This window comes from Pseudomonas sp. BN515 (genome assembly GCF_029873155.1).
Lineage (GTDB): Bacteria > Pseudomonadota > Gammaproteobacteria > Pseudomonadales > Pseudomonadaceae > Metapseudomonas.
Genome location: NZ_SSOH01000016.1, coordinates 57,753 through 73,949, shown reverse-complemented (window position 1 = coordinate 73,949; position 16,197 = coordinate 57,753). Strand labels below are relative to the sequence as shown.

Genomic DNA, 16,197 nt, shown 5'->3' with positions numbered 1-16,197 from the left:
CCAAGGTAGACATCTGTATACTCGCCGGCAATCCAGCGTCGTCACAACCAACCTTAGGTAGGGCCAGAGATGAATTCCGCCAGCGGCGACGAGCTCCAGTCGCCAGAACGAGCTCCCGATGCCCCCGGCAAGCGCCTGCTCATGGAAGCTGCGCTGCGCCTGGGTTCCCAGAGCCGCAGCCTGGGCAGCCTGGGGCTGCGCGAACTGGCGCGGGAGGCCGGGCTGAACCCCAATACCTTCTACCGCCACTTCAAGGATGTGGACGACCTGGGACTGGCCATCATCCGCAACATTTCCACCCAATTGCGCCAGCCCCTGCGTGACCTGCGCCGGGAAGCGGCGGCGCGCGCCGTGCAGGGCGACGGCGGTGTGTTGCCGAAGCTGATGGGCATCGACCTGGGCCGTGGGCGGCGCGTCTGCCACGAGACCGTGCAGCTTTTCTTCGACTTCGTCGATGGCAATGCCGAGGCCTTCATCATCGGCGTGCGCGAGCTGCATGGCGCTTCCCCGGTGTTGCGTGAGGCGCTTCAGGAAGTGATGGAGGGCTTTGCCGCCGACATGGCCGAAGACGTCCGCGAATACAAACTGCTGCCGGCGTTGGTGTCGGAACCGGTGGTGCGCCGCGTGTCACGGCTGATCAGCCGCAACCTGTTCCAGATGTCCCTGGACTACATCGGTGAACCTGAGCGCCGCGAGGCGATTCGTGCCGAGGCGGTGGAACAGGTGTTGTTCCTGTTCACCGGTGCGAGCGTGTTGCAAGCGGTGGGAGCGGTGTAGGCCGCTTTTTCTGTGGGAGCGAATTCATTCGCGAATGAATTCGCTCCCACAGGGCAGACCTTCGGCCTGCTTGGCGAATGAATTCGCCCCTACAAAGGAATGGCCGTCACCGTCACTCCTCATCCTGTTCCACCGCCGCATTCTCTTCCTTCGCCTTGGCCATGCTGTGGTGGAGGAACGCCTGGGCGATCACGGTGCGGAGCTGTTCGTCGTCCCAGGGCTTGGTGAGGAATTTGTAGATGGCGCCCTGGTTGATGGCATCGGTGACGGATTTGAGGTCGGTGTAGCCGGACAACACGATGCGGATGGTGTCCGGGTAGAGGTCCTTGACCCGGCTGAGGAACTCGGTGCCGTTCATTTCCGGCATGCGCTGGTCGGAGAGGATCACCTGGATGTCGTGCTTGGCCAGTTGCGCGAAGGCGTCCTGGGCGCGGCTGGCGGTGAGGATCTGGTAGCCGTCGCGGCGCAGCACGCGGGTCAGGGCGCGGATGATGTTTTCCTCGTCGTCGAGCAGCAGCAGGGTCTGGGTATTGCTGGGACCGGCGCGGGTATCCAGGTAGGCCGCCGGGCTCTTGTGATGTTCGTGGAGGAACTGGTCGAGTTGCTCGAAGGGCATGGGCCGGGCGAAGTAATAGCCCTGGAACTCGTCGCAGTGGCTCTTCTTCAGGAAGGCGAACTGGGACTCGCTTTCCACCCCTTCGGCGATCACCCGCAGGCGCAGGTGATGGGCCATGGAGATGATGCCCTGGGTGATCGCGGCGTCGTGGCGGTCGCTGATGATTTCCTGGACGAAGGCGCGGTCGATCTTCACCTTGTCGATGGGCAGGCGCTTCAGGTAGTTGAGGCTGGAGAAGCCGGTACCGAAGTCGTCGATGGACAGGCGTACCCCCAGGGCTTTCAGCGCCTGCAGGGTGGCGATGGCGCGTTCGGCGTTGTCCAGCAGTACGGTTTCGGTGATCTCCAGTTCCAGCAGCTCGGCGGGTAGCCGGGTTTCTTCAAGCACGCGTCGCACGCTGTCGACGAAGATGTTGCGCTGGAAGTGCACTGCCGAGATGTTCACCGCCACCACGGTTCCGGTCATGCCCCGGTCGAGCAGTTCGCGGCAGGCGCGGCAGGCGGTGGCCAGCACCCATTCGCTCAACGGGATGATCTGCCCGGTGTCCTCGGCCACCGGCACGAACTGCGCCGGCGAGATGAACCCGAGCAGCGGATGCTGCCAGCGCAGCAGGGCCTCGAAGCCGGTGACGCGGCCATTGCGGCCGTCGATCTGCGGCTGGTAGTAGAGCATGAAGGCGTTGGCTTCCAGGGCCTTCTGCAGTTCGTTGCGCAGGGTCACGCGCTCGCTGACCTTCTGCTCCAGGTCGGTGGTGTACCACTGGTAGCAATTTCGCCCCTGCTGCTTGGCCTTGTACATCGCCAGGTCCGCCTGCTGGATCAGTTGCATGGGCTGCTGCATGCCTTGCTCGCTCATGGCGATGCCCAGGCTGGCGGTGATGTGCAGCTCGCTGCCGGCGATGGGATAGGGGCGGGCGATGCAGTCGATGACCCGCTCGGCCACTTGCAGCACGTCTTCCTCACGGGCCAGGTCCGGCAGGATCAGGATGAACTCGTCGCCCCCGAGCCGCGCCACGGTGTCGCCGGGGCGCACCTGCTGGGTCAGGCGCCGTGCCACTTCCACGAGGATCTGGTCGCCGATGCCGTGGCCCATGGAGTCGTTGATCGGCTTGAAACCGTCGAGGTCGATGAACATCACCGCCAGCTTGCGCTGGTAGCGCTGGCTGATCTGGCAGCCCTGGCGCAGGCGGTCTTCCAGGAGGGAGCGGTTGGGCAGGCCGGTGAGCACGTCGTGGCTGGCGTTGTAGGCCAGCTCGGACTCCACCCGTTTCTGCTCGGAGATGTCGTTCTGCACGCCGATGAAGTGGGTGATCTCGCCGTGTTCGTTGGGCACCGGGGCGATGTAGAGATCGTTCCAGAAGGGCGTGCCGTCCTTGCGGAAGTTGCGCAGCACCACGTGGACTTCGCGCTTCTCCGACAGCGCGTGGCGGATTTCGGCGATGCCCGCCTGCTCCCGGTCGGCACCCTGGAGGAAGCGGCAGTTGCGCCCCATGGCCTCGGCGGCGCTGTAGCCGGTGATGCGCTCGAAGGCCGGGTTGACGTAGACCACCGGCAGGTTTTCGTCGGTGGCATCGCAGATCATCGCACCGTTGTAGCTGGCCTCGATGCTGCGCTGGAGGATGCGCAGCTGTTTCTCCGATTCCTTGGCGCGGCTGATGTCGCGGAAGGCGATGACCCAGCCGCCGAGGGTTTGTGCGTGCAGCAGTGGCGCGCAGTCGTAGGCGATATGCAGTTCGCCGTCCAGGCTGACCTCGCCATGGCGGCTGCCGGTGGCCGGGGCACTGTAGAGGTCCAGCGGCAGGTGCGCCGCCAGGGGCTGGCCGAGCAGGATTTCGACACTCTGGCCGAGCAGTTCGGCGGCGGCCGGGTTGACGAAGTTCAGCCGGCCTTGCCGATCCACCGCCAGCAGGCCTTCGCCGACGCTGTTGGTGATGGCAGAGGTGAAGTCCAGCTGTTCCTGCAGGCGCTGTTCGCCGGAGAGCACCTGCTGCACCAGACGGATATTCTCCAGTGCCGCCACCGCCATCTGGGCGAACTGCTGGGCGATGGCCAGGTCGTCCTGGTTGAAGTTGCCGTCGAACTTGTCGGATAGCTGGATCAGGCCGAGGTGGCGTCCGCCGTGGTCGATCAGCGGCACCGCCAGCCAGCCTTGCAGCGGCAGCTGGCCGGAACCCTCGTCGCCGCTGGCGTCCAGCTCTTCGCGGGTCAGCAGGACTGGCAGATTCCCGGCACAGGCGCGGGCATAGAGTGCGAGGCCTTCGGCGGGCAACTGCGGCGCTCGCCAGGCCTGGTACTTGGCGGAAAGCGAGAAGGCCTCCAGACCCTGGCCGTCGGTCAGGTTGAGCAGCGACTGGTGCGCTCCCACCAGCAGGCGCAGTTGTTCGCACATGAAATCCAGCAGCGCGCGGGTATCGAGGATGCCGCCGATGCGCAGTGCGGTATCGCTGAGGCCGCGCAGCAGCAGGGCCTTGCGTTCGGATTGGGTCAGGGTTTCCTGCAATTCGCGGGTCATGCGGTTGCGCCCGCCGATGTCCTTGGCGATGCCGAACACGCCGACGATCCGGCCTTCGACAACGATGGGCAGGTGGGTGATGTCCAGTTCCAGCAGCCCGCCGGCGCGGTTGCGACAGCGGACTTCGAAGCGTTGCGCCTGACCGTCGAGGGCGGCCCGGAAGTGCTGGAGGCCATGCTCGACGTCATCCTCCTGCACCAGGTCGGAGAAGGGCTGGCCGAGCAGTTCGGTGGCGCTGTAGTCGATGAGTTCGCAGCCGGCCTGGTTGAGGCTGAGGAAGCGCCCATCGCGGTCCAGGGAAAACACCGTGTCGGGGTTGAAGATGAACAGGGAGCGGTAGCGCTGTTCGCTTTCCTGCAGGCGCAGGCGGTCGTGCTGGCGCTCGATGGCGATGGCCGCCAGCTGCCCGGCAGTGCCAATCAGTTGCAAGGCCTCGTCATCCGGAGCGCAGGGCTGGCACAGGTACACGGCGAATGTGCCGAGCACATCGCCGTGGTGGGAAATCAGCGGGATCGCCCAGCAGGCGAGCAGACCGTGGCGCAGGGCCTGCTCGCGGTGCTCATGCCAGAGGGGGTCTTCGCTGATGTTTTCACTGACCACCATCTGCCGGCGGAACACGGCGGTGCCACAGGCGCCCGCCAGGGGACCGATGGGCAGGCCGTCCAGCGCCTGGTTGAAAGCGTCCGGCAGGCTCGGCGCCGCGCCCAGGCGCAGGCGCTTGTGCTCGGCATCCACCAGCAGCACCGAGCACAGGGCGGTCGGGTCCAGGGTTTCGCTCATCAGGCAGATGGCCTTGAGGATTTCCGGCAGCGGCTGGTCGGTGGAGATCATGCTGAGGATGTCGCGCTGGTCCTCGGCATAGGCTTCGTGGCGCACCAGGCTGGTGATGTCGTGGGCGACGGCGAACAGGGTGCGTTCGCTGTCCGACCAGCCGGCGGACCAGAGCAGGTGCACTACGCTGCCGTCTTTTCGCTTGCAGCGGTTGCGCACCGCGTCCCAGGACTCGCCGCGGATGATGGCCTGGACCTCGGCGCGGGTGCGATCGCGGTCTTCGACCAGGACGAAGTCGGTATAGGGGCGACCGATCATCTCGTCAGGGCGATAGCCGAGCACGCTGTGGCAGGAGGGGCTGACCTGGATGAAGCGCTCCTCCGCGTCGACGGAGCAGAGCACGTCCATGGAGTGATCCATGATCCGCTGGTTCTGTGCCTGCAATCGGGCCTGGTGTTGCAGGCTCTGCTCCAGTTCGAGGTTGCTTTCGCGCAGTCGCTTGCTGCGTTCGATGGCCAGGCGCGAGAAGCTCTGGCTGACCATCAGCAGAAAGGTGAAGCCGAGCCCGAAGAGCATGAACAGCGGTGGCAGGTAGACGGCGGCATTGTCCCTGCCTGGCAGGGCCTGGTAGGTGCGCATGCGCCAGCGCCCTTCGGGGCCGAGTTCGCTGCGCTGCTCACCCACCGGGAACAGGCTGTGACCATCGATGCCGGTGCCGGATTGGTAAATGCGCTTCTGGCCTTCGAAGACTTCCAGGGCGAAGCCGTCCAGGTCCCGGCCGAGCTGACGGTCCAGGGTTGCGCCGATATCCAGGCTGGCCACCAGCAGTGCGGTGCCTTGCCCGTCGACGCGCAGCGGCGTGGCCACCAGGGTGCTGATGTTGTCGGCGCTGAAGTTCTGGGCCGGGCTCATTTGCGCCTCGCTGCCCTGGCGAACCTGCTGCAGCCAGTCGCGCAGCTCGGATTGGGACAGGAAGCGCTCCAGCCAGCGGTCGGCCTGGCGATTGCGGGAGTGCTGGCGGACGAGCTTGAGGTCTGCGTCCAGCACGGCGATCAGATTGAGGTTGGGGAAGTCACGCAGGTAGCTGTCGACCTCCTGCTGCCAGAGGCTCTCTGGTGGCATGCCGTGCAGGCTCTGCCAGCGTTCGGCCATGCGCTGGACCAGTTGCCGGCGCACGGTGACAGTGTTTTCGATGGACGACTGGGCGCGCAGCAGCAGCTGGTGGCTATGGGCGCCGAGGGTGGAGACTTCGTTCAGGCTGAGCAGGTACCAGCCGATGCAGGTGGTGACTGCGCCCATCACACCGGTGGCCATGCTGCGCCGATCGAGCAGGCGCCTGTGTTCTTCGGGCAGCGCACAGAGCATCAGCACCGCAGCGCCGAGCAGGGCGATGAACAGATTGGCGACGTGCCCGGATTCCGGCCGGAAGGCGAAGCGCGGCAGGCCGTACTCGGCGCCTAGCAGGGAGAGCTGCGAGAGCAGGGCCAGGCCGAACAGGGTGAGGCCGCAGACCTGGCTGAGCCATCGCCCACCCTGGCGCGTGACCGCCAGGAGCATGGCCAGGCCGAACAGGCAGGCGACTATGGCCAGCTCGCTGCGAATCCGAAAGTAGCCACTGACCAGCGAGCGGCCCTGGTCGCTGCCGCCGGCCAGCACGTTGTGCCCGAGGCTGTAACCGGCCAGGGCGATCAGCGCCAGGCCCGCCAGCAGTGAGGTGCGGCGCAGGCTACGGGTGGCGCCCAGCAGCGCGATACCGGCGAACAGGGTGATCAGGGCGCTATCGGGCAGCAGCACCAGTTCATGGCGTGCGGGGCTGGTGTTGGCCAGGAAGGCGCCCAGGCTGATGACGCCCAGCGCCATGAGGGCGAAGGCCAGGCAATGCAGGTAGGCCTGGTAGCCGAGGTCGCGGTTGTTGTTGGCCATGGTGTCGTGCCGGTCCGTTGGCTGGGGCTGTCCTGGCTGACGGTGGTCAGTCATCCAGGTCATAGCCCTCCAGCAGCACGGCGCCGTCGGCATCGCGGCGCACGCGGGTCAGACCCGGATGCTCGGTCTCCAGGCGCAGCAGTTCGCGGCGCTGGCGGTCGAGGGTGTTCTGCTGGCCGCTTACCTGTTCCAGCAGTCGGCGATTCTCGTCGCGCAATTGATAGAGGTCGACGGCGGCCTGCAGGGCGCTTTCGATTTCGTAGTTCTCCCAGGGTTTGGAAAGGAAGCGATAGACCTCGGCGCGATTGATCGCCTGCATCAGCGTGGCGCGGTCACCGTGGGCGCTGAGCAGCATGCGCAGGGCTTCGGGCTGGCGCTGACGGGCGAACTGCAGGTAGGTCAGGCCGTCCAGTTGCGGCATGTTGAGGTCGCAGACGATGACGGCGTAGCGGTGCTCGGCCAGTGCCGACAGCGCGGCCTCGGGGTTGTCGAAGGGGTGCAGGACCCAGCCCTGTGGCCGCAGAAGACGTTGCAGGGCGCTGAGGATATGGGGCTCGTCGTCCACCAGCTGGATCTTGATCATTGGGGCTGCTCCTTGGCCGGGATCGCGTCAGCCTCGGGCTGGCGGACGTGGAGGGTGTAGCGCGCGCCTTCGCTGGCCTCGAAGGCGATGAGCTTGTCGATCAGGGTGCGGCTGAGCTGCTTGCCGGCGTTGAGCAGGAGCATGCCGCTGTCGGCCTGGAGGTTGCGGGCCAGGACCATGCCCGGTTCCAGCCGGCGGGTGTCCACCGCGAGAATGCTGGGGTCGGTCTCCAGGAGGTCCGGCGCGCAACGGGTGCAAAGGTCGATGAATTGCTTGCACAGCTCCGGGTCATAGAGGCGTCCGGAATAGCGGGCAAGGAATTGCAGGGCTTCCTGGCGCGGCAGCGGACGTTGCAGTACCTGGCCGCATTGCAGCTCGACGAAGTCCACCGCGAGCTTCAGCAGGCGGGCACCGAAGGGGATGGCCTCGCCGTGCAACTGGTCGGGGAAGCCGGTGCCGTTCCAGCGTTCCTGGTGATGGCGGATCAGCCGCCCGGCATCGTGTAGCGGCTCCAGGGCCATCAGCAGGCTTTCCCCCTGCAGCGGATAGCGGCAGTAACGCTCGCGCTCCTCGCGGTGCAGCAGGTCACTGGGGCGGTTGAGCAGGTGGTCGTCCCAGGTCAGCTTGCCGAGGTTGTAGAGCGCGGCGGCCATGGCCAGGTCGCGGCTTTCCGTCTCCGCCAGCTGGTGTTCGCCGGCGAAGGCGCGCACCAGGGCGATGACCTGTGCATTGCCTTGCTTGTCGCCCGGCAGGCGCTGGGTGAGCAGGGAAGAAAAGACTTCGGTGGCGGTCACGTAGCTGCGCCGCAACTCGTCGTAGGCCAGGTCGAGCATGTCGGCGGTCTGTTGCAGCTCGGCGGTGCGGTCGCGGACCCGCTGCTCCAGGCTGGCGTTGAGTTCCTGCAGGCGGTGGTTCTGTTCCAGGGTGAGGCGTTCCAGGCGCTGGTGCTCGCGCTCGGCATGCTGGTGGGCCAGGGCCTGGCGCAGGGTGAAACGCAGCTCGTCGTCATTCCAGGGTTTGCCCAGGTAGCGGTAGATCTGCCCCTGGTTGATGGCGCGGATGCTGGTGTCCAGGTCGGTGGCACCGGTGAGCATCAGGCGCAGGGTGCCCGGCCAGCGCTGCTGCACTTCGGCCAGCAGGGCGGGGCCGTCGAGGCCGGGCATGCGGGCGTCGGAAACCACCAGGTCGACGTCATTCGCGGCCAGCACGGCGAGGGCCTCATTGCCGCCGGTGGCGGTGAGCAGTTCATAGGGTTCGCCACGCAGGACGCGGCGCAGGGCGCTGAGAATGTGCTCTTCGTCGTCCACCAGCAGCAGGGTGGGGCGGCGCTGGGCTTCGCTCATGCCTGCACCCCGCTGGCTTGGGGCTGGTGCCGGGGCAGCCAGACGCGGAAGCGGGTGCCATGGCCGGGATGGCTGACGACCTCAATGCGCCCGTTGTGCTTCTGCACGATGTTGTAGGAGAGCGCGAGGCCGAGCCCCGTGCCTTTGCCTACCGGCTTGGTGGTGAAGAAGGGTTCGTAGATGCGGTTGAGGATGCTCGGGTCGATGCCCTTGCCGTTGTCTTCCACCTCCAGCCAGATCCAGTCGCCCTGGTGGCCGCTGCGCAGGGTGATGCGGCCGAAGCTCTCGATGGCGTGGGCGGCGTTGATCAGCAGGTTCATCACCACCTGGTTGATTTGCGAGGGGATGCATTCCACCAGCGGCAGTTCGCCGTACTCGCGCACCACTTCGGCCTTGTACTTGAGCTCGTTGTTGACCAGGTTGAGGGTGCTGTCGAAGCCCTTGTGCAGGTCGGCGGCGTGGAATTCCTCTTCCTCGATGTGGGAGAAGTCCTTGAGGGCGGTGATGATCTTCTTGACCCGCTCGATGCCGTCTTCGGATTCGTGGATCAGGGCTTCGACGTCGTTGCGGATGTAGTCGTATTCCAGGCTGCGCTTGAGCTGTTGCAGTTCTTCCAGGCTGCCGACGCCGTCAACCGCGTCGACGATGCGCAGCAGGTCGTTGACGTAGCCGCTGAGGGTCTTGAGGTTGGAGAAGACGTAGCCGATGGGGTTGTTGATCTCGTGGGCGACACCGGCCGCGAGTTGGCCGATGGCGGCGAGCTTCTCCGATTGCAGCAGTTGGGCGTTGGCCTTCTCCAGCTTGTGGATCAGTTGTTCCTGCTCCAGCTGCTTGCTGCCCAGGGCGTTGAGGGCGGCGGCCAGTTGCTCGTTGGAACGGGCAAACTCGGTGGTGTCGTATAGCAGCAGGCCGAAGCAGCGTTCACCCTGGCAGTCGAAGGGAAAGAGCAGGGTGCTCTGCAGGCGTAGCGGCGTCACCTGGCCTTCGGGGCTGTAGGGCAGCTGGATCAGGTAAGGGTCTTCGCGCCAGTGGGTGTACGCATGCAGGCCCTGATCGCGAGCCTTGGCCACCATCTGGGCGAGTCGAGGTGTATCCGCTTCCGGGAAGACGTAGGTCAGGAGCTGCCCTACGGCAGGGCCGAGGGCCTTGCCGCTGCGCTGACTGACGAATTCGTTCCAGTGAAGGACGTGCAGACCTGGGTCGAGGACGATGACGCCCACCTCGATCTGTTCAACCAGGGCTCCGGCAAGATCCAAAGGGCTGCTTTCCATGATGTCGCCCGCTTTTTTTGCTGTGGAACGGTTGGCAGGGTTGAATTCCGGCTCGTGTCCTACTTTGTTGTACGAAGTGTATGACAGATTTTGGGCGTCTGAATCCTGTCGAAAAACGTGTGGGACGGCGCCGACATTTCCCTTCAACAGGAAGGCAAGGGTAGACCATGGGGCTGGAGCCGAGGGCTGATGAACGGGTGCGCTACGAGTTCGGCTTTCCGGATGGCCGCCTCTGGGTTCACGAGGTGGACCTGGCAGGCACGAGCGGCCGCGTGGAGACCGGACCGGAATGGGCGCTGCTGGGTTTCCAGCAGTGCAGCCATTGCCCGCTGAACGCTGCAGAGGTGCGCGACTGCCCCTTTGCATTGGCACTGGCGCGGCCGGTGGCGGTGCTGGCGCGCTCACTCTCCTATGAGGAAGTGCAGATGGCGGTGTTCTGGCGGGGGCGGGAGATTCGCCAGCAGACCACGTTGCAGAGGGCCCTGGGTTCGCTGCTGGGGCTGCTCGGGGCGACCAGCGGTTGCCCCCATACCCGGATGCTGCGGGCGATGGCGTGGTTCCACTGGCCGTTCAGCACCTCGGCGGAAACCCTGTATCGCTCGCTGGGCACTTACCTGCTGGGCCAGCATCTGCGCCGCCAGCGTGGGCTGGAGCCCGACTGGGACATGGACGGGCTGCGCGAGCTGTACCGCAACCTGCGCCTGGTCAACCTGGGAATGGCCGGGCGCCTGCGCGCCGCCGCTGAGGAGGATTCCAGCCTCAACGGGCTGATCCTGCTGGATCTGCTTGCAGCCGACACCCTGTACTCGCTGGATAGCTACGAGGGCGAGCTGGACGGGTTCTTCGCGGAGTATTTCGAGGAGGGGTGAAGCGCTTTTGGGCGATCCCTGTGGGAGCGAATTCATTCGCGAATGAATTCGCTCCCACAGGGAGGATTGCGCGATTCAGCCGTTGAAGCCCAGGCGTTCCTTCCAGCGTTTCTCCAGCGCCTTGGTTTCGTGGTCGAAGGGGTGGAACCCGGGGCGGTAGTAGTCCAGGTACGGCTTGATCATCTTCGGGAAGTAGCCATTGCGCGGGCCGAGCAGGGTCTTGAGGCCGCGGGCCCAGCTGCGCCAATTGAAGAGCTGGCCGTCCTTGCGCATCAGATGGACCTGGAAGGTCATGATCACGCCGAAGAACAGGAAGGTAGTCAGTGCCATGGTGATGGTACGGATCAGGTAGCCGCCGCCGATGGCGTTGTACGCGTCGTAGCAGACCGCCTTGTGCTCGTTTTCCTCGATGGCGTGCCACATCCACAGCTTGTACATCTTCGGGTCGTCCATCTGGGTGTTGATGTCTTCCCGGCGCAGCAGTTGCTCGGCCATGGTGGCGGTGAAGTGTTCCAGGGCGCAGGTGGCCGCCAGGCGTTGCTTCCGGGTAGTGAAGCGGGTGACCCATTCCAGCAGCACCTTGATGCGCAGTTCCAGGCGCTCCAGGTCGATGCCGTGTTCGGCGGCGTAGTCGTTGTAGGTCGCGTGTTCCTTGGAGTGCATGGCTTCCTGGCCGATGAAGGCACTGATGTCCTTCTGCAGCTGCGGATCGCTGACCTGGTCACGTACGGCGCGCACGCTGTCGACGAAGAACTTCTCGCCGTAGGGGAAGAGCGAGGAGAGGTTGTTCATGAAGTGGGTCATGAAAGGGTCGCCGCTCCACCAGTACTTCTGGGTCGACGCGAAGCTGAAGTCCATGCGGCGAACGGGGAAGTTGGCCTTGGGCAGGGGAGCGCTGGCGCTGGCTGTCATGCGGGGATCCTCTCGGGCTCTGCGAGCCATCCATTTGTTGTTATCGGTGGGCACGACGACCGTGCCATCAGTCGATGTAACTATTGAGGATCACAGGGGCAGGCGCGAGGGCCTGGGCGCCAACTTTCGGCGGGTGATTGCGGCGGGAGTTGGGGAGAGGAGTAACGCCGGGCGGCAGGGATGTAACCCGGGCAGGGTGGCCGTGCTTCAGTTGGGGCGGGTCCGCCGGTGCGGACCCGCGCGCCGATCAACGCTCGTCGAGGGCGAAAGCAGTGAGGGCGAAGGTGGGGATGCCGGCGTCGGCCAGGCGCTCGGAACCGCCCAGTTCGGGCAGGTCGATGATAGCGGCGGCTTCGTACACGCTGGCGCCCATGCGGCGAACCAGGCGGGCGGCGGCCAGCAGGGTGCCGCCGGTGGCGATCAGGTCATCGAAGATCAGCACTTTGTCGCCGTCGCACAGGCTGTCGCTGTGCACTTCGAGGAAAGCTTCGCCGTACTCGGTCTGGTAGGGCTCGGAAAGCACGTCGGCCGGCAGCTTGCCCTGTTTGCGGAACAGAACCAGGGGTTTGTTGAGTTCGTAGGCGATGATCGAGCCGATCAGGAATCCACGGGCGTCCATGGCGCCGATGTGGCTGAAGTCGGCCTCGACGTAACGCTGGATGAAACTGTCGGCCACCAGACGCAGGGCTCGGGGCGACTGGAACAGCGGAGTGATGTCGCGGAATACCACGCCGGGCTTGGGGAAGTCCGGGACAGGGCGGATCAGTGTCTTGATGGAGAAGTCGTCGAAGATCATCAATGATGCCTGCGAAAAAGGGCGGGATGGAACGGGCGAGCCCACCAGGACGGTGGGCTCGCGAGGGTCAGCTTTCGATGCTCCCGCCAGCCATGGCACAGAGTTCGATGGGGTCGAGGATGTGCACTTCCTTGCCTTCGGCGGCGATCAGGTTGGCCTGTTGGAAGCGGGTGAACACGCGGGAAACGGTTTCCACCGCCAGCCCCAGGTAGTTGCCGATTTCGTTGCGCGACATGGCCAGGCGGAACTGGTTGGCGGAGAAGCCACGGGCGCGGAAGCGCGCAGAGAGGTTGACCAGGAAGGTGGCGATACGCTCGTCGGCGGTCTTCTTGGACAAGAGCAGCATCATCTGCTGGTCATCACGGATCTCGCGGCTCATCACGCGCATCAGCTGGCGGCGCAGCTGCGGCAGCTGGACCGAAAGCTCATCGAGGCGCTCGAAGGGGATTTCGCACACCGAAGTGGTTTCCAGGGCTTGGGCGGAGACCGGGTAGAGCTCGGTATCCATGCCGGAAAGGCCCACCAGTTCGCTGGGCAGGTGGAAGCCGGTGATCTGTTCTTCGCCCGTGTCGGTGACGGTGAAGGTCTTGAGGGCGCCAGAGCGCACAGCGAAGACGGAGCCGAAGGCATCACCCTGGCGGAACAGGAGTTCGCCCTTCTTCAGCGGGCGGCCGCGTTTGACGATATCGTCCAGCGCGTCCATGTCCTCCATGTTCAGGGACAGGGGGAGGCAAAGGGCGGCCAGGCTGCAGTCCTTGCAGTGGGCCTGGGGTACGTTGCGCACCTTGATGATTTCGGACATGGGCAATTCCTTGCAAGACATACACACAATGCTCGTAAGGGTAACGCAGGGTGTATGCAACGGCCAGAAAAAGCCTACCTGACTTGTTGCTCAAGTTTCGCCGGCACGGGCCGATATCGGGGGCGAAATTCAGGCAAGGAGCAGCCTATGTTGCGCTTGGACACCAACCGCATGATTTCCAATGTGGCCGAGGCGGTGCGGCGACAGGTCGCACGCCGGGAAGGTGAGCCGGTGGACGCCGATGCCGTGCGTCAGGGCATACGCGTCAGCCTGTCGGATCTGGGCAAACCCAGCGGAGCTCAGAAGAATGACGACATCGAGAAAAGTAGCCTGCCGGACGGTATCAAGGAGCTGCTGAAGATGATCCGCGAGCTCAAGGCACAGATTGCGGAGCGTCGGGCGGAGCTGGAGGCCATCGCAAGCGACCAGAGCCTCGATGACGAAACCCGCACCCAGCGCATGGAGGCCCTGCGTAGTCAGCTCACGTCGCTGCAGAGCGCCCTGAGCAGCGCCAACCTCAACCTGGCGAAGCTGGTCCGTGAATCCGACCTCAGCGACGAGCAGGCGGTAGAGCTCGGCCAGTTGCTCGCCGCCTGAGGCGGCTCAGATGACGCGGGAGAAGCGCTGCTGGTTCTGCCCCGCGAGGTGGACGTCGAACAGCATGCACAGCGAGCGAACCAGCAGGCGGCCGGCAGGCAGTACGTCTATCCGGCCGTCACTGAGGTCGATCAGTCGATCCTGGTGCATTTGCTGGAGTTGAGGCCAGATTTCGTCGAAATAGCCTCTGAATTCGATGTTGAAGCGGGATTCGATGCTGCTGAAATCCAGTTCGAACTCGCAGATCAATTGCTGGATGACTGCACGCCGGATGCGGTCATCCTCGTCGCAGACCAGCCCCCGGTTGGTGGCCAGCAGGTTCTGCTCCAGGGCGTTCTGGTAGTCGTTTAGCTGCACGGTGTTCTGGCAGTAGAGGTCGCCGATCTGGCTGATGGCGGACACCCCTAGACCGATCAGGTCGCAATGGCCGTGTGTGGTGTAGCCCTGGAAATTGCGCTGCAGGCGGCCGTCTTCCTGGGCGATGGCCAGTTCGTCGTCCGGCAGGGCGAAGTGGTCCATGCCGATGTAGCGATAACCGGCGGCGCTCAACTGCTCGATGCTGCGCTGGAGCATTTCCAGCTTCTGTCCGGGGCTGGGCAGGTCCTCACTGCGAATCCTCCGTTGCGGCAGGAAGCGCTCTGGCAGGTGCGCATAGTTGAACACCGAGAGTCGGTCCGGCTGCAGGGCGATCACCTCGTCAACGGTGCGGGCGAAGCTGTCCGGGGTCTGCTTGGGCAGTCCGTAGATCAGGTCCAGGTTCAATGAACGGTATTGCAGGGTGCGCGCGGCTTCGACGATGGCGCGGGTCTCTTCGAGGCTCTGCATGCGGTTGACGGCGCGCTGCACGGCAGGGTCGAGGTCCTGCACGCCGAGACTGACGCGGTTGAAACCCAGATCACGGAGCAGGCCCATGGTGGACCAGTCGGCTTCGCGCGGGTCGATCTCGATACCGTAGTCGCCGGAGTCGTCGTCCAGCAGATTGAAGTGTTTGCGCAGATGGCCCATGAGCCGGCGCAGCTCATCGTGGCTCAGGAAGGTCGGGGTGCCGCCGCCGAAATGGAGTTGCTCGACTCTTTGTTGCGGATCGAGGTGGCACGCGATGAGCTCGATTTCCCGCTCCAGGCGCTCAAGGTAGGGCAGGGCGCGGCCGCGGTCCTTGGTGATGACCTTGTTACAGGCGCAGTAGTAGCAGATGTTCGCGCAGAACGGCACGTGAACGTACAGCGACAGTGCCCGGCGGGCCTTGCGGCTATCGCGCAGGGCATGGAGCAGGTCGAAGGAGCCCACCTTGTGGTTGAACTGCACGGCGGTGGGGTAGGAGGTATAGCGGGGGCCTGGGGTGTCGTAGCGGCGGATCAGGCCGGCGTCCCAGCGAATGTTGTCGAGCATGCGGGGGTCCCCGGTTTGGCTGTCAGTGCCAGGGAGTCTAGGGGGCCCCCGTCAGGGCGATCTTGATTTGTATCAAGACCATTCAATGGCTGTGCTGGTGCCCGCTGCTGGCGGAGCTGCCGTGGCTGCCGTGTCCCATCAACCAGGTCTGGTGCGGGCCGGGCAGTGTCCAGAGGCCGAAGAGGATCACCAGAAGGCCGCCGGCGATTCGCACGCCGCGTTTGCGCAGCAGGGCGGTCAGGCGTTCGGCGGCCAGGCCGGTGGCGATCAGAACTGGCAGCGTGCCAATGCCGAAGGCGAGCATCAGCAGTGCGCTGTCGGTCGCCGACCCCTGGCTGGCGGACCAGAGCAGGGTGCTGTAGACCAGGCCACAGGGCAGCCAGCCCCAGAGTCCGCCCAGCAGCAGTGCGCGGGGCAGGGTGGATACCGGCAGCAGCTTGCGCGCCGCAGGCTGGATGTGGCGCCAGAGGCCGCGGCCAAGGGCTTCGATGCGGGTCAGGCCGCTCCACCAGCCGGCCAGGTAGAGGCCCATGCAGATCAGCAGCAGGGCTGCCACTACCCGCAGGGCCATGGCGGCCGGACTGCTGGCGATGGCCCAGCCGGCGAGGCCGATGAGCAGGCCTGCGATGGCATAGCTGAGGATGCGGCCAAGGTTGTAGGCCAGCAGCAGGCGCAGGCGGCGGGCGCGCTGTTCCGGCGGAATGGCCAGGGTGAGGGCGCCCATCAGGCCGCCGCACATGCCCAGGCAGTGGCCGCCGCCAAGGAGGCCGAGGATGAGCGCGGAGAGCAGCAGGGGAGCGAGTTCAGCCACGGGGCTTGTCCTGCTTGTCCGTCTTGTCCTTATTGCTGCCCTCGGCTTCGGCGATACCGGCCTGGTGCTTGGGGTCTTCGTCGTCGAAGAGGATGCTATGGGCCGGGCCGTCCAGGTCGTCGTACTGGCCGCTGTCCACGGCCCAGAAGAACAGCCAGATGGCGAAACCGACCAGGCCGATGGCGACCGGGATCAGTACGTAAAGCGCTGGCATCAGGGACTCCGA

General features: G+C 65.1%; 13 protein-coding genes. 3 read left to right on the top strand and 10 right to left on the bottom strand.

All coding sequences use genetic code 11. The annotated features are described in order from the left end of the window. Positions 1 to 69: 69 nt before the first annotated feature. The gene (locus tag E8E91_RS04065) at positions 70 to 777 is read left to right on the top strand and encodes a TetR family transcriptional regulator (protein WP_280374706.1); all 708 of its coding nucleotides are present in this window, start codon (positions 70 to 72) and stop codon (positions 775 to 777) included. Positions 778 to 889: 112 nt separating this feature from the next. Here the strand turns inward: E8E91_RS04065 and E8E91_RS04060 are convergent, their stop codons facing one another. The 4 genes from E8E91_RS04060 to E8E91_RS04045 are packed head-to-tail and all read right to left on the bottom strand — an operon-like array spanning position 890 to position 9,795. Continuing rightward, the gene (locus tag E8E91_RS04060; protein WP_280374723.1) at positions 890 to 6,652 is read right to left on the bottom strand and encodes an EAL domain-containing protein; all 5,763 of its coding nucleotides are present in this window, start codon (positions 6,650 to 6,652) and stop codon (positions 890 to 892) included. Then, positions 6,645 to 7,181: a response regulator gene (locus tag E8E91_RS04055; protein ID WP_280374705.1), complete on the bottom strand. Its 537-nt coding sequence runs from the start codon at positions 7,179 to 7,181 to the stop codon at positions 6,645 to 6,647. Before E8E91_RS04055 ends, E8E91_RS04060 begins: the two co-directional genes overlap by 8 nt. Continuing rightward, positions 7,178 to 8,524 (bottom strand): HD domain-containing phosphohydrolase, encoded by a 1,347-nt coding sequence (locus E8E91_RS04050; RefSeq protein ID WP_280374704.1) that lies wholly within the window; start codon positions 8,522 to 8,524, stop codon positions 7,178 to 7,180. Before E8E91_RS04050 ends, E8E91_RS04055 begins: the two co-directional genes overlap by 4 nt. Then, entirely contained in the window at positions 8,521 to 9,795 is a 1,275-nt protein-coding gene (locus E8E91_RS04045) for an ATP-binding protein (protein ID WP_280374703.1), read from the bottom strand. Before E8E91_RS04045 ends, E8E91_RS04050 begins: the two co-directional genes overlap by 4 nt. Before the next feature lie 167 nt (positions 9,796 to 9,962). Between E8E91_RS04045 and E8E91_RS04040 the strand changes: the two genes are divergently transcribed. Next, a complete protein-coding gene (locus tag E8E91_RS04040; RefSeq protein WP_280374702.1) occupies positions 9,963 to 10,664 on the top strand; it encodes a hypothetical protein in 702 nt (233 codons plus the stop codon). Between the two features lie 75 nt (positions 10,665 to 10,739). Here E8E91_RS04040 and E8E91_RS04035 read toward each other — a convergent pair whose 3' ends face one another. The 3 genes from E8E91_RS04035 to fnr form a co-directional block, all read right to left on the bottom strand. After that, a complete protein-coding gene (locus E8E91_RS04035) occupies positions 10,740 to 11,576 on the bottom strand; it encodes a metal-dependent hydrolase (RefSeq protein ID WP_280369141.1) in 837 nt (278 codons plus the stop codon). A gap of 247 nt (positions 11,577 to 11,823) precedes the next feature. Next, positions 11,824 to 12,372, bottom strand: a complete 549-nt coding sequence (locus E8E91_RS04030) for an adenine phosphoribosyltransferase (RefSeq protein WP_151135215.1) — start codon at positions 12,370 to 12,372, stop codon at positions 11,824 to 11,826. Positions 12,373 to 12,439: 67 nt separating this feature from the next. Further along, a complete protein-coding gene (fnr, locus tag E8E91_RS04025) occupies positions 12,440 to 13,174 on the bottom strand; it encodes a fumarate/nitrate reduction transcriptional regulator Fnr (RefSeq protein WP_280374701.1) in 735 nt (244 codons plus the stop codon). 147 nt (positions 13,175 to 13,321) lie between these two features. Here fnr and E8E91_RS04020 point away from each other — a divergent pair, with 147 nt between their 5' ends. Continuing rightward, positions 13,322 to 13,771, top strand: coding sequence for a hypothetical protein (locus tag E8E91_RS04020; protein WP_280374700.1), 450 nt, complete (start codon positions 13,322 to 13,324; stop codon positions 13,769 to 13,771). A 6-nt stretch (positions 13,772 to 13,777) separates the two neighbouring features. On the opposite strand, the gene hemN is transcribed toward E8E91_RS04020, so the two are convergent. The 3 genes from hemN to ccoS form a co-directional block, all read right to left on the bottom strand. Beyond that, the gene (hemN, locus tag E8E91_RS04015; RefSeq protein ID WP_280374699.1) at positions 13,778 to 15,160 is read right to left on the bottom strand and encodes an oxygen-independent coproporphyrinogen III oxidase; all 1,383 of its coding nucleotides are present in this window, start codon (positions 15,158 to 15,160) and stop codon (positions 13,778 to 13,780) included. A gap of 82 nt (positions 15,161 to 15,242) precedes the next feature. After that, positions 15,243 to 15,971 carry a sulfite exporter TauE/SafE family protein gene (locus E8E91_RS04010; protein ID WP_280374698.1) on the bottom strand — a complete coding sequence of 243 codons (729 nt, stop codon included), beginning with the start codon at positions 15,969 to 15,971 and terminating at the stop codon, positions 15,243 to 15,245. Continuing rightward, positions 15,964 to 16,185, bottom strand: coding sequence for a cbb3-type cytochrome oxidase assembly protein CcoS (gene ccoS / locus E8E91_RS04005; RefSeq protein WP_280374697.1), 222 nt, complete (start codon positions 16,183 to 16,185; stop codon positions 15,964 to 15,966). The genes E8E91_RS04010 and ccoS overlap by 8 nt, the downstream gene beginning before the upstream one ends. Positions 16,186 to 16,197: the final 12 nt, after the last annotated feature.

Coding starts and splice junctions, on each gene's coding strand:
- fnr (WP_280374701.1), bottom strand. CDS start 13,174: ATGTCCGAAATCATCAAGGTGCGCAACGTACCCCAGGCCCACTGCAAG.
- E8E91_RS04020 (WP_280374700.1), top strand. CDS start 13,322: ATGTTGCGCTTGGACACCAACCGCATGATTTCCAATGTGGCCGAGGCG.
- E8E91_RS04055 (WP_280374705.1), bottom strand. CDS start 7,181: ATGATCAAGATCCAGCTGGTGGACGACGAGCCCCATATCCTCAGCGCC.
- ccoS (WP_280374697.1), bottom strand. CDS start 16,185: ATGCCAGCGCTTTACGTACTGATCCCGGTCGCCATCGGCCTGGTCGGT.
- E8E91_RS04050 (WP_280374704.1), bottom strand. CDS start 8,524: ATGAGCGAAGCCCAGCGCCGCCCCACCCTGCTGCTGGTGGACGACGAA.
- E8E91_RS04030 (WP_151135215.1), bottom strand. CDS start 12,372: ATGATCTTCGACGACTTCTCCATCAAGACACTGATCCGCCCTGTCCCG.
- E8E91_RS04065 (WP_280374706.1), top strand. CDS start 70: ATGAATTCCGCCAGCGGCGACGAGCTCCAGTCGCCAGAACGAGCTCCC.
- hemN (WP_280374699.1), bottom strand. CDS start 15,160: ATGCTCGACAACATTCGCTGGGACGCCGGCCTGATCCGCCGCTACGAC.
- E8E91_RS04035 (WP_280369141.1), bottom strand. CDS start 11,576: ATGACAGCCAGCGCCAGCGCTCCCCTGCCCAAGGCCAACTTCCCCGTT.
- E8E91_RS04060 (WP_280374723.1), bottom strand. CDS start 6,652: ATGACTGACCACCGTCAGCCAGGACAGCCCCAGCCAACGGACCGGCAC.
- E8E91_RS04045 (WP_280374703.1), bottom strand. CDS start 9,795: ATGGAAAGCAGCCCTTTGGATCTTGCCGGAGCCCTGGTTGAACAGATC.
- E8E91_RS04040 (WP_280374702.1), top strand. CDS start 9,963: ATGGGGCTGGAGCCGAGGGCTGATGAACGGGTGCGCTACGAGTTCGGC.